Source organism: Bacillus cereus group sp. BceL291 (assembly GCF_051776705.1).
GTDB classification, from domain to species: domain Bacteria; phylum Bacillota; class Bacilli; order Bacillales; family Bacillaceae_G; genus Bacillus_A; species Bacillus_A cereus.
On record NZ_JBPWAP010000117.1, the window covers coordinates 1 to 10,649 of the forward strand.

Here is a 10,649-nt window from a genome sequence, read left to right on the forward strand (position 1 = left end):
GTTATGGATGGGAACCGATAAAAGCAGCTACAACACCAGCTAAGTCTAAAAATAAAAACATTAGTTAAAGGGAGTAGATGAAAATGAAAGCTATGGAAAACGGTGTATATGCAACAACTAAATTAGTTAGTGAATCTAAGGGAGGACAAGCTGTAATGAATATTAATCAAATCTGTGAATTAGATCAATATCAGGAAGCAACATTACGTACTTGGAATGCAAATAACGATTTCGGTGGACGAGTTTTAAATGCAGCATTAGGACTTACTGGAGAAGCTGGTGAGGTTGCTGATATCGTAAAAAAAGCCATCTTTCATGGTCATGGATTTGATCCAGCTCATTGTCCAGGGGAAGAGAAAGGGAATACACATAAGTTGGCGTTAGAGTTGGGCGACATCATGTACTATATCTCCATCATGGCCCGCGAAATGGGATATACCCTAGAAGATATTGCTCAAATGAATATATCTAAATTAGCTAAAAGATATCCAGACGGTTTTAGTCGAGAAGCTAGTCAAGCACGTGTTGATGTAAAGTAAAACCAAATTTGAATTTTGTTAAGAAAAGGGGAATGAGATATGGATAAGCAAGAACGTATCAAAATCGTGAATAAAATCATTTGTGAAATTGCAAATAGAGGGCGCAGATTATTCTCTTATGCTGAAAAGAATCGCACATCATATTTTGCAAGCACTGAAGGGCAGCGGATTTATTACGTTGATAGATACACAGAAGCAAAGATTCCACTTTTTAAAGGTTCTCGAAAATTGCAGGAGCGATATTACACACGCTTTTGTGAAGGTGATTCTTTATTAGGGCTAGTTATGGAATTTAAAGATTTCATATTCGGGAAAGAAATCGAAAAAAGTTATTTAAAGTGGACTCATGAGTATTGGGGGTATCCAAAGGAAGACATGGAAGCGATAGTTACATTTGCTAAAGAATTAGGGTATTTAAAATCTTAACAAAATAGTTATTTGGTAGGAGGTAGAAAGAATGGGCTTAAAATGCAACCAATGCAGGGAATACGGTAATCATAACGGCATATGCAAAGAGTGTTTTGAAAAGATTCTTGTTAGAAACGGAGAAAGAGGGTTGAAAGTTAGGTTGGCAGATTTAGAACCAGGCAAGCTATTTAGATTCGGAGAAACTGTTGGTTTTAAATCAGAGTACAGATCAGGCGGAGCAATTGAAGCGTTTATTGTAGGAAGTGGCGAAATGTTTTGGGGTGGAACAAGTACAGCGGATAAACAGCGTGAATTAATGGTTGAGCCTATTGATTTGAAAGAACTAGTGTAAAACTAAACAAAATTCTTATTTTAAAACGAGAGGGGAAAAATAATAATGAGATACTTTGAGTTTAATAATCATGAATACTGGGCATTAGTAGCGGCGGAATCAGAAGAAAAGGCACATCAAGTTTATACGGAAGAAGTTGCAGGTAATTGTGACGAATGTCGTTATACATCAAAAGAAGAAGGTCCTGTAACTGAAGTATCAAAAGAAATTGCATTTGGTAAATATATTGGAGCAGTCGCGCATATTGAAGAAAATCAAGGTAGAGGGTTAATAAGTCTAGTAAACGATTTTCTGAATCACAAAAACACAACGGTTTTAATTACATCGGAATTAACATAAAAAAGTTAAACAAAAACGCTATTTTATTAGAAAAGGTGAATTGATGTTGCAACTGTTAAACCTATTTTTGAAGTTTCCTTTTAGGATGAAATGTAGAAAGAAAGGACATGTTCTTAGCTATCGAAAAGGGTATTGGGGATGTGTTAGATGCGGAATTAGAAGTAAGGATAACTATAAGAGTTTAAAAGAAAAAGGGATGCTATATAGCCCTAAATGAGAGGAGCGCAAAAGAACATGGCCAGAAGTCCTTTGATTTGGTTTGGAGGAAAAGGAAAGTATGCAGAACACATAATTAATAAGATGCCAGCTCATAAGGTGTACGTGGAGCCATTTGGTGGTGCTGCCCATGTAATTTCACAAAAGCCACCAATTGGCCATGAAGTTTATAACGATATTGATGGTAATGTAGTTAACTTTTTGCTTGTGGCAAGGAGTAATCCAAAAGAGTTACAAAAAGCTTGTGAATCATTACCGTATAGCAGGCAACTGTATGAAAGTTGGAAGAAAGAGCATTTACCCCGAGACCCATTCGAAAAAGCAGTTCGTTGGTTTTATCTCAATAGGTCAGGTATATCAAAAGGGAATGCTGACGAAGTACCTCAGACGGGTTGGAGAAACAGTACGAAAAGTAATCAAAATCCAGCAAGAGGATATTTAGGTGCTTGCTCAATCATTGAATCGTTTGCTAAGAGAATGCAGGGCACCATGATAGAGCACTTAGATTTTAGAAGCATTATTGAGAAGTACGATAGCAAAGAAACATTATTTTATGTTGATCCTCCATATATCGGTCGTGAAAAATTCTACGCTGGAGGATTCACAAAGCAGGATCATATAGATTTAGCCAGCTTATTAAACAAAGTAAACGGGAAAGTCATTTTATCTTATTACGATGATCAGCTATTACATGAACTCTATCCAAATTGGGAAAGAGAAACATTCAAAGCTCATAAGCAAGTTGTTGGGGGATCCGGAGTTGCATGTGAATCAGAAGAAATATTGTTTATGAATTTTAGAACCGAGCAAATGAGCTTGTTTAATTAGAACGCAAATTTCATTTTGTAGGAAATGAGGGTGAAATATGGGGAAAGTTGAATTTAATCAAGATAGTTTCGGACAACAGTTAATTATTACGGGTTTAGCAAGATTAGTTGAGGAGGAAGGTTTAACGCCGCATGAAGCGTTTGATGTATTAAGGCTCATTCAAAATAATACATTTCATGCGTTAGCTGATATACACAAGGAATATAAAAGAACAGCTAGCAAAAGCTAACTGCTCATATAAGGAAATCGGAGAAAGATAACCATGTGTCTACAGTATTGACGGAATGTTGAGTTTTATTCAGGAGGTAGAGGGGGATGAATTTGAACTTACAAGATGCAAAATTTTTTATAAAAACACCTGATGGAGAAAGCGTGGAAATAAAGGGCGGTGTAGATTGGGCTGATGTTCCTTCTGGTGAAACGATTGAATCTGGTTTTGATTTTAGTAGAGAAATAAGTGTGCCGTGCACTTTTGAAGAACCACAAAATATAAAAGAGTTAAAAGAAGTAGGTTTTACAGAAAGACAAGCCTGGAATATTCATTTTCGTAAAGGCGAAAGTTGGAAAGAAAACTCAACAAAATAATCTTTTTAAAATAAAAAAGAAAAAAGCAACTTGTATTGGGGACAAGTCACTTTTTTCGAATGGCAATGTTACATTCATTATAACAAGACAGATGTAGCATCTAAACAAATAAAAATCACAAATTTTAGACAAAATTCGAGATTACAAATGAATATAGTCCGGCTAGAAAACTAGAGGACACCAATTCACTAAATCAGCAATTAAAGCTGTTTAAGGGATAGGTGTCCTTTTTATTTTAAACAAGGGAGATGGGGAAATGAAGGTGCTAAAGGATCAGCTACGCGAGTGGAAAAAACAATCAAAAAAAGTAAAGAAGAAAAATAAGAAAAAACAAAAAGAGAAATTAAGCACACGCGACATTGAGGATTTAATGGGAATTCATGGTCCGCGTTATGAACGAAGACGTGGGGCAGTAAGACAAAAATAATAACAATGGAGGAATTTAATATGAATAAACAACTATCATTCAAGATGCCAATTGTGGATGGAAAAAGAACAAAACAAGAAATCGAAAAAGTATTTAATGAGTATCGTAGATATTTAGCAACTATGCCATGTGATATGCTGCCAAAAGTGACAGCGTCGTATTCTATTGTTCCTCCATCGAATACAAATGAGTTTAATAGTTCGACTGAAAATATTGCAATAGAAAGAATAGAGTATGAACAAGAACGAAATAAATTTATGAGTTGGTTGTATGACGGTGTGAATCGTCTGAGAGATGATGAACGTGAAGTGATTGTGAAATTTTATATGGAACATGATTCTGGATATGATCAAGATATCTGGATGGATTTAGGTATAGGTAAAACAAAATATTATAAGTTAAAAGGACGAGCGATATTGCGTTTAGCTTTCAATCTAAAGAAAGAGGTGTTTCAAAAAACGCGTAAACAAAAAGAGGGGCAAAGTATATGAATATTGTACAGCCGATTCGAGATAAAGAAATAATACAAGAAATAAAAGAGTTTTATAAGGAACAGAATGAGAGGAACTACATTCTGTTTCTTCTTGGTATTAATACAGGATTCAGAATATCGGATATTTTACGTTTACGTGTTCGTGATGTAGAAGGCTGGAATATTGTGATACGCGAAAAGAAAACAAGGAAGATCAAAGATGTGAAGATGCCTTCAGAGCTGAAGAGAGCTATCAGAAATTATACTGAAGGAAAGCCAAAGAATGAATACCTGATTAAGAGTAGAAACGGAAAAAATAAACCGATTACTCGTGCAATGGCATATGTAATATTGAATCAAGCTGCAGAAGAGTTTGGGTTGGAACGTATCGGTACTCATTCACTTAGAAAGACATATGGTTATCACCATTACAAACAATTTAAAGATGTAGTTGCCTTGCAAAAGATGTTAAATCATACAGATCAGAAAGAAACATTGAGATACATTGGAATGGAGCAAGATACATTAAATGATTACCAAAGGAAGTTTAGAATCTAGCTCCTTTATTTTTTTATCACTTATTGAATTAGCTTTAAACTGAAAGTGTCAAATTCATTTTTATAAAATGCGAAAGAGATTGGTATATCTAAGGTTAAACGGAATAGGTGAATTTAACACAATCCAGATTATAGCTAATTCATTTTCAAGGATTAAAGAACATATTTATTCAAAACTATGCGAAAAGAGGCTGAAAAACGATGTGAAAAAATACATAAATCAAAAACGCGAACTATTCGTGAACTATCTGCGGACTATTTGCGAACGATTTACGGACACGTTTTGGTTTTTAGCATGATATATTTGTATTGTGAGAAGTGGCGGAAAACACAACTCATAATGTTCCTTTATAATCTATATGTTGTCTAAACGGTTTCATAATGATGGCACATAAAATCCGAAACCAGCAGATGGTAATGATTGAATGGTACCGTTATTAGGAAGAGCTTTTGCTCTTCTTCCAGTTACTTAATAATGCAGGTGCAGATGAATGTAGCAACATTAAGTAACTGGGAAAAGGATAAAACTTCACGTACCGCAATAGAAAGGCAAATTAATAATCGAGAGAAAAGCATCCATTCGGGTGCTTTTTATTTTTGAGGAGGATGAAATATGGATGAACAGAAATTAACAATGAAAAAGAAAGATAGTATTTATCTTAGGCCGAGATATCCTCATAAGATTGATGCAAGTAAAATCGAATCGTTAGAAGACGTAATTAAGATTTTGGGATTGATGGATATTCGTTTAGATGATAAAGCAGTTCAAGGACTGGAACATTTAATTACGGAGGAGGATAAGTGATGAAATTTAAAACGATGATTGAATGTATGGATGCAAATTGCAGAACGGTTATTCTTGCAAAGCATACCGATGGATTACATTGTGTTAGATGTGGAGGTCCAACAAGACCAATGAAATTTGCGCCACTAGAAAAGCAGGAAGAGAAATTAGGAACGATAGAACAAACAATTATCAATAATAAAAAGAAAGAGATTTATAAAGAACTTGAACAGCTTTCTCATTTAATAAGAGACAAGATACATGACATCAAGTTGATGGCAGGAATGTTCCTTTGTGATGGTAAGAGTATGGTAGAAGATTTTCTGATTGATGTTATAACAACAAATGAACTGCCTTCGGATATTATTTTGTCGAAGGAAACGGAACAGTATCTATTAACAAAAGGCATTGAAGAGTTATTGAAAAAGTCTTGTGAAGTCGATGCGGAAAAGTTGGCTAAACAAGTTCATGAAACGATGCTTGAGAGAGGGAAAGTAAATGCAAATGGATTTTAATAAACTAGAAAATGCAATGACTATTGGTATAATCCTTCGTGCTCTTCGGAGTAGAAAGAAAATAAAACAGTATGTCGGATTAGAGCGTTTGCCAGATGTAATCAAAGTATTAGACGAGTTACAAGCGAATACAACACTTGAAGAGAAAGAGGAAGCTATAACAAGTGTAATCAATAAGTTGTTGGAAGATCTGTTAGAGAAAGATAAGAGGTGAGTAAGTGAAGAGTTTATTAGGAATGTGGATTGCTCAAGTTAGATGGGCTAAGAGATATTATAAAAATGGATTGCTCTCATACTTTCTACATAAATTCGGCATCATTAAAAGTCCGACACTTTTTTTAATTGTATATACATTCAAAGAAGATATATTTTTTTGGAGGAAGTTAAAGAAGAGGTGAAGAGATGAAAGGTATAATTGTTTGTAGTGTAACATTAAGAGAAGTATTTGAGGTAATCCGTGAGGCTTTTATTATTATGAGTGAACAGGCCAAAGAGTTTAATGATCTAATCAAAGAAGCTTTTAGGTATGAAGAAGAACTGGAATATAAAGAACGTAATAGTTTTCCTCATACTATTGCGGTAAAGGTTCTGAAGTCTCAAGTGTTAGATCGTAAGCCTAGATGCATAAGAGCAAGGACGGTGTGTTAACAATGGACTATATTAAGCTCATAAGAGAAGGTAAGCTTATGAAGTTCTATAAGTCTAAAGAGTGGAGAACACTAAGGATCAAGGCTCTACAGCGTGATAATCACGAATGTCAAATGTGTAAGTCGAAAGGTAAATATAAGCCTGCTGAGAATGTGCATCATCTTAAAGAGGTGAAGACACATCCACACTTAGCAATGGATTTAGATAACCTACAATGCTTATGCATTCGATGTCACAATGAAGTACATGATCGATTGGATAAAGTCGATAAGAAGATACCTAAGTTCGTTAATGAGGAACGGTGGTAGCTATGATTATTGTGGATGGTAGTTGGACATTCGATACTGACTTAATGATTCAATACGCTGAGAAGGACGAGCGTACGTCATATGAACGCGACATGCTTAATCAGTTTCGAAAGTATTCTTATTGGCGTTACTGTCAGATAAGAGACTGTGTGAACCCAAGGAAGTGCAAGAGACTTAAACTTACTGATGTTAGAGAAAGATTGCAAGAAGAAGAGAATTTAATATTTACTACAGATGTTTTAAAGATTTCTAGTGAAGAAGTCTTTTTTATTTTGGATTTTATTGAAGGATACTTCGAATTAGTTTCTTAAACACCCCCCGGTCAAAAAGTTCGGCTTTTAGTAGGAGGACCATTCAACGGGGGGAGGAGAGCGGTTAAAACATTTTTGCGAATTAAAAAGTAAGAGGGGGGGTACTTGTGCGGAAACTATCAAAAAAAGCACAGATAAAGCAAGATTTATTACAACAATTGGAAAACAGTGGTTTGTATGGTATGCACTACATTGATCTAGTTGATGATTACATGACGATGTTTGATGTGAAAAATAAGTTAGCAAGAGAAATGAAAAAGAATGGACCAATGATTGAATGGCAAAATAGTGAGAGTCAAAAGGGAGTCAAAGCGAATCCAGCTACAAAAGAATTTCGTGAGACAAACAAGCGCATGACAGAATTATTAAAAGTGCTTGGTTTGAAAGAACCAGTATATGAAGGTAATGATGATGATGATGACGACATCTAGAAATTCAACTACATATAAGTATCATCCTTACATCGACGAGTATATGCGTATGGTTGAAAATGAGGAAATACAAAGTTGTAAAGAACAAAAACAACTCATGGAGTTTCTTCGTTGGAAGTTAGATCAACCTGGCGTAGTGATTGATGCAGATGCTATTGAAAAATCAGTGGAAAAGCCCGCCCCTTATTTTTCTTTTTCATTATTTGCTTGGCAAAGGTTCTGTAATGCATTTTTTTATGGTGTGCGTTATGATGACGGCCGTCTTATGTTTGACAGATATCTATTATTACTTGGTCGTGGGGCAGGTAAAAATGGATATATCAGTTATGACTGTTTTTATATGCTAAGTGGTCATCATGGGATTAAGAATTATGATATAGACATTGTGGCAACTTCAGAAGATCAGGCTAAAACCTCATTCGAAGATGTTTTAAACATTTTAGAAACGCCCAAATTTACAAAGAAATTAAAAAAGGTTTTTTATAAATCCAAAAAACTCATTAAACATTATAAAACTAAATCTAAATTTGAATTTAATACGTCAAATGCTCGTACAAAAGATGGTAAGCGAAGTGGAACTGTTATATTTGATGAATTACATGAGTATGAAGATTATTCAAATATAAAAGTTTTTACATCGGGTTTAGGAAAAAAGAAAGATCCAAGGATTTTCTATATTACAACAGATGGAAATGTTCGTGGTGGAGTATTGGATGATATGAAAGACGAAGCTCAGATGGTGTTGAATAAAGAATTACCACATTCCACACTGTTTCCTTTCCTATGTAAGCTTGATGATGAAAAAGAAGTCCATGACGAGTCTAAATGGGAAAAAGCAAATCCTTCATATAGATACAATGAAAATTTACAACATGAAATGCGAAAAGAATACCATGATATGAAACGTAACAGTGCATTACGTATTGAGTTCATGACGAAAAGAATGAATTTACCCGTCGAAGATACGAGGAAAGAAGTTGCTACCTATGAAGAAAGATTAGCTACAGAGCAGCCGTTCCCTGAAAATATTCAAGGGATAGAATGCATTGGAGCGGTTGACTTCGCGCAAATTCGTGATTTCTGTTCGGTTGGAATTTTATTTAAAAAAGATGGGAAACGATATTGGAAGCAGCATACCTTCATGCATCATACAGCGCCTAAGTTGCAAGATATTAATCCAGATATCATTCGAATTGCAATTGAAAAGGGATTGCTTACTGTTGTTTATGACAAATCAATTAGTGCGGAACATGTAAGAGATTGGTTCGTAATGATGAATAAAGAATACCGAATAAAAAAAGTCAGCATGGATTTATATCGTTCAGCTATTTTAAAAGAATCGCTTGAAGAGGCTGGTTTTGAAATTGAAATTGTTCGTCGTGGTCCAGCGACGCATAGTAAGCTTGCTCCACTTGTAGAAGAGATTTTTATTAAACATACAATTGTTTTTGGTGATGATCCGTTAATGCGTTGGTATGTGGGAAATGTCTATAAAGAAGAAAAAATGAATGGCAATATTGAATATAAAAAGGTTGATAAAGAGAAGCGAAAAACAGATGGTTTTTTCGCTTTTTTACATGCGCTTAATTGTGATAGTGAGTTAAAAGAGTCGAATACTTTAACGAAAGAAAATGTTAGAAAGATATTTAAATCATTTAGTGTATAAAAGGTGGTGAGAATGTGGGATTAAGAGATTGGGTAAGAGGTTTTTTTGGAAGCAAGAAGACGCTGACTTTAGATTCATGTTTTTATGAATTAGGAGTTGATTACTTCTATAAAAAGTTGGCTGTAGAAAGTTGTATTGATTTAATTGCAAATGCTTTAACAAGGTGTGAATTTCAAACCTTTGAAAAAGGGAAAGAAAAACGTGGTGGGAATCATTTTTTATTAAATGTACAACCAAATCAGAATCAAAATGCAACGGAGTTTATGCATAGTTTAGTCAATCATTTAATTATGGAAAATGAATGCGTTGTTATTATGCAGGATGAGCAATTGTATATTGCGGATTCCTTTAATGTTACCAAGTTTGCATTAAAAGAAAATATATATAACGACATAACAATTGAAGACTTCACTTTTAAAAAATCATTTAATGAATCAGAGGTTTTCCACTTTAAATTAAACGACCGAAATATTATGCAGGTAATTGACGGGATGTATAGCAGTTTCGGGAAATTGCTTGCATCTTCCATTGATTATTATAAAAGAAAAAATAATAAACGCTTACTTATTAAAGGTGATTTTTTAAGAGCGCAAGATCCAGAAACCCAAGCGGCGATTGATGAAATGTTTGAAGGGCAGTTGAAAAATTGGTTTAACGCAGATAAAGCTGGCTCAGCTTTTCAATTACAAGATGGTTATGTAATCGAAGATATGAGCGATAGCAAAAATGGCGTATCAAATAATAGTACAAGTCGTGATGTTAGCGATTTAATTAATGACATATTTAATTATGTAGCCATTGCCTTCCATGTTCCAATCGGGATTTTGAAAGGTGATGTCGCGGATATTGAAAAACAAATGGATTCATTTTTAGCTTTTTGTATTAATCCGATTGCTGAATTGATTCAAGATGAATTTAACCGGAAGATGTATAGCAAAGAAGAGTATATAGAACGCACATATTTAAAGATTGATACAACGAAAATTAAGGTTGTTGATATTACGAAACTAGCAACAGCATTAGATAAGCTCTTTGCAATTGGTGGTTTATCTATCAATGATATCTTAATTATTCTTGGTAGAGAGCCAATTGAAGAGGAATGGGCAAATAAACGCTTTGTTACAAAGAATTATCAAGAAGCCGATTCTTTGGAAGACCAACTATGAAAAGTCAAGGGGACATTTTCAAAAAATATTGCTAGAGGATTTTGAAAATAAATCCACTGGATTCGATAGGAAGTGGCTAAACGTCTTCATAAAGTAT

Annotated in this window: 19 protein-coding genes; all 19 read left to right on the forward strand. The window is 34.4% G+C overall.

All coding sequences use genetic code 11. The features are described from left to right. The first annotated feature begins 83 nt into the window (after nucleotides 1–83). The 19 genes from ACS2CR_RS31750 (at nucleotide 84) to ACS2CR_RS31840 (ending at nucleotide 10,552) form a co-directional block, all read left to right on the forward strand. On the forward strand, nucleotides 84–539 hold the full coding sequence (locus tag ACS2CR_RS31750; RefSeq protein WP_438906134.1) for a nucleoside triphosphate pyrophosphohydrolase family protein: 456 nt from the start codon (nucleotides 84–86) through the stop codon (nucleotides 537–539). Between the two features lie 39 nt (nucleotides 540–578). Further along, a complete protein-coding gene (locus ACS2CR_RS31755) occupies nucleotides 579–965 on the forward strand; it encodes a hypothetical protein (protein ID WP_153603021.1) in 387 nt (128 codons plus the stop codon). Between the two features lie 31 nt (nucleotides 966–996). Continuing rightward, the gene (locus ACS2CR_RS31760; protein ID WP_153603022.1) at nucleotides 997–1,299 is read left to right on the forward strand and encodes a hypothetical protein; all 303 of its coding nucleotides are present in this window, start codon (nucleotides 997–999) and stop codon (nucleotides 1,297–1,299) included. Between the two features lie 45 nt (nucleotides 1,300–1,344). Further along, the gene (locus tag ACS2CR_RS31765) at nucleotides 1,345–1,638 is read left to right on the forward strand and encodes a hypothetical protein (RefSeq protein ID WP_153581266.1); all 294 of its coding nucleotides are present in this window, start codon (nucleotides 1,345–1,347) and stop codon (nucleotides 1,636–1,638) included. 234 nt (nucleotides 1,639–1,872) lie between these two features. Continuing rightward, nucleotides 1,873–2,682 carry a DNA adenine methylase gene (locus tag ACS2CR_RS31770; RefSeq protein WP_153603023.1) on the forward strand — a complete coding sequence of 270 codons (810 nt, stop codon included), beginning with the start codon at nucleotides 1,873–1,875 and terminating at the stop codon, nucleotides 2,680–2,682. A gap of 37 nt (nucleotides 2,683–2,719) precedes the next feature. Then, entirely contained in the window at nucleotides 2,720–2,911 is a 192-nt protein-coding gene (locus tag ACS2CR_RS31775) for a hypothetical protein (protein ID WP_153603024.1), read from the forward strand. Between the two features lie 86 nt (nucleotides 2,912–2,997). Continuing rightward, nucleotides 2,998–3,267 carry a PadR family transcriptional regulator gene (locus ACS2CR_RS31780; RefSeq protein WP_153603025.1) on the forward strand — a complete coding sequence of 90 codons (270 nt, stop codon included), beginning with the start codon at nucleotides 2,998–3,000 and terminating at the stop codon, nucleotides 3,265–3,267. A 256-nt stretch (nucleotides 3,268–3,523) separates the two neighbouring features. Then, the gene (locus ACS2CR_RS31785; RefSeq protein WP_000866143.1) at nucleotides 3,524–3,694 is read left to right on the forward strand and encodes a hypothetical protein; all 171 of its coding nucleotides are present in this window, start codon (nucleotides 3,524–3,526) and stop codon (nucleotides 3,692–3,694) included. Between the two features lie 20 nt (nucleotides 3,695–3,714). Beyond that, nucleotides 3,715–4,185 carry an ArpU family phage packaging/lysis transcriptional regulator gene (locus ACS2CR_RS31790; RefSeq protein ID WP_001041469.1) on the forward strand — a complete coding sequence of 157 codons (471 nt, stop codon included), beginning with the start codon at nucleotides 3,715–3,717 and terminating at the stop codon, nucleotides 4,183–4,185. Beyond that, nucleotides 4,182–4,724: a tyrosine-type recombinase/integrase gene (locus ACS2CR_RS31795; RefSeq protein ID WP_001028515.1), complete on the forward strand. Its 543-nt coding sequence runs from the start codon at nucleotides 4,182–4,184 to the stop codon at nucleotides 4,722–4,724. Before ACS2CR_RS31790 ends, ACS2CR_RS31795 begins: the two co-directional genes overlap by 4 nt. A 612-nt stretch (nucleotides 4,725–5,336) precedes the next feature. Continuing rightward, nucleotides 5,337–5,528: a hypothetical protein gene (locus ACS2CR_RS31800; RefSeq protein WP_088069310.1), complete on the forward strand. Its 192-nt coding sequence runs from the start codon at nucleotides 5,337–5,339 to the stop codon at nucleotides 5,526–5,528. Continuing rightward, nucleotides 5,528–6,022, forward strand: coding sequence for a hypothetical protein (locus tag ACS2CR_RS31805; protein ID WP_153603026.1), 495 nt, complete (start codon nucleotides 5,528–5,530; stop codon nucleotides 6,020–6,022). Before ACS2CR_RS31800 ends, ACS2CR_RS31805 begins: the two co-directional genes overlap by 1 nt. Beyond that, nucleotides 6,006–6,236, forward strand: a complete 231-nt coding sequence (locus ACS2CR_RS31810) for a hypothetical protein (protein WP_309567721.1) — start codon at nucleotides 6,006–6,008, stop codon at nucleotides 6,234–6,236. Before ACS2CR_RS31805 ends, ACS2CR_RS31810 begins: the two co-directional genes overlap by 17 nt. A gap of 188 nt (nucleotides 6,237–6,424) precedes the next feature. Continuing rightward, a complete protein-coding gene (locus tag ACS2CR_RS31815; RefSeq protein ID WP_153603027.1) occupies nucleotides 6,425–6,670 on the forward strand; it encodes a hypothetical protein in 246 nt (81 codons plus the stop codon). Between the two features lie 38 nt (nucleotides 6,671–6,708). Further along, the gene (locus ACS2CR_RS31820; protein WP_309567722.1) at nucleotides 6,709–6,978 is read left to right on the forward strand and encodes an HNH endonuclease; all 270 of its coding nucleotides are present in this window, start codon (nucleotides 6,709–6,711) and stop codon (nucleotides 6,976–6,978) included. A gap of 2 nt (nucleotides 6,979–6,980) precedes the next feature. Continuing rightward, complete coding sequence (locus ACS2CR_RS31825) at nucleotides 6,981–7,289, forward strand: hypothetical protein (RefSeq protein WP_098300302.1); 309 nt, start codon at nucleotides 6,981–6,983, stop codon at nucleotides 7,287–7,289. 107 nt (nucleotides 7,290–7,396) lie between these two features. Continuing rightward, entirely contained in the window at nucleotides 7,397–7,720 is a 324-nt protein-coding gene (locus ACS2CR_RS31830) for a P27 family phage terminase small subunit (protein WP_309567723.1), read from the forward strand. Further along, nucleotides 7,704–9,386 (forward strand): terminase TerL endonuclease subunit, encoded by a 1,683-nt coding sequence (locus ACS2CR_RS31835; RefSeq protein ID WP_153603030.1) that lies wholly within the window; start codon nucleotides 7,704–7,706, stop codon nucleotides 9,384–9,386. Before ACS2CR_RS31830 ends, ACS2CR_RS31835 begins: the two co-directional genes overlap by 17 nt. 14 nt (nucleotides 9,387–9,400) lie before the next feature. Beyond that, complete coding sequence (locus tag ACS2CR_RS31840) at nucleotides 9,401–10,552, forward strand: phage portal protein (RefSeq protein WP_242321131.1); 1,152 nt, start codon at nucleotides 9,401–9,403, stop codon at nucleotides 10,550–10,552. Nucleotides 10,553–10,649 lie beyond the last annotated feature (97 nt).

Bases quoted from the DNA above. Each gene is read 5' to 3' on its own strand.
- ACS2CR_RS31815 (WP_153603027.1), top strand. From the start codon at position 6,425: ATGAAAGGTATAATTGTTTGTAGTGTAACATTAAGAGAAGTATTTGAG.
- ACS2CR_RS31800 (WP_088069310.1), top strand. From the start codon at position 5,337: ATGGATGAACAGAAATTAACAATGAAAAAGAAAGATAGTATTTATCTT.
- ACS2CR_RS31825 (WP_098300302.1), top strand. From the start codon at position 6,981: ATGATTATTGTGGATGGTAGTTGGACATTCGATACTGACTTAATGATT.
- ACS2CR_RS31795 (WP_001028515.1), top strand. From the start codon at position 4,182: ATGAATATTGTACAGCCGATTCGAGATAAAGAAATAATACAAGAAATA.
- ACS2CR_RS31805 (WP_153603026.1), top strand. From the start codon at position 5,528: ATGAAATTTAAAACGATGATTGAATGTATGGATGCAAATTGCAGAACG.
- ACS2CR_RS31760 (WP_153603022.1), top strand. From the start codon at position 997: ATGGGCTTAAAATGCAACCAATGCAGGGAATACGGTAATCATAACGGC.
- ACS2CR_RS31785 (WP_000866143.1), top strand. From the start codon at position 3,524: ATGAAGGTGCTAAAGGATCAGCTACGCGAGTGGAAAAAACAATCAAAA.
- ACS2CR_RS31820 (WP_309567722.1), top strand. From the start codon at position 6,709: ATGAAGTTCTATAAGTCTAAAGAGTGGAGAACACTAAGGATCAAGGCT.
- ACS2CR_RS31835 (WP_153603030.1), top strand. From the start codon at position 7,704: ATGATGACGACATCTAGAAATTCAACTACATATAAGTATCATCCTTAC.
- ACS2CR_RS31750 (WP_438906134.1), top strand. From the start codon at position 84: ATGAAAGCTATGGAAAACGGTGTATATGCAACAACTAAATTAGTTAGT.
- ACS2CR_RS31775 (WP_153603024.1), top strand. From the start codon at position 2,720: ATGGGGAAAGTTGAATTTAATCAAGATAGTTTCGGACAACAGTTAATT.
- ACS2CR_RS31790 (WP_001041469.1), top strand. From the start codon at position 3,715: ATGAATAAACAACTATCATTCAAGATGCCAATTGTGGATGGAAAAAGA.
- ACS2CR_RS31755 (WP_153603021.1), top strand. From the start codon at position 579: ATGGATAAGCAAGAACGTATCAAAATCGTGAATAAAATCATTTGTGAA.
- ACS2CR_RS31770 (WP_153603023.1), top strand. From the start codon at position 1,873: ATGGCCAGAAGTCCTTTGATTTGGTTTGGAGGAAAAGGAAAGTATGCA.
- ACS2CR_RS31810 (WP_309567721.1), top strand. From the start codon at position 6,006: ATGCAAATGGATTTTAATAAACTAGAAAATGCAATGACTATTGGTATA.
- ACS2CR_RS31780 (WP_153603025.1), top strand. From the start codon at position 2,998: ATGAATTTGAACTTACAAGATGCAAAATTTTTTATAAAAACACCTGAT.
- ACS2CR_RS31765 (WP_153581266.1), top strand. From the start codon at position 1,345: ATGAGATACTTTGAGTTTAATAATCATGAATACTGGGCATTAGTAGCG.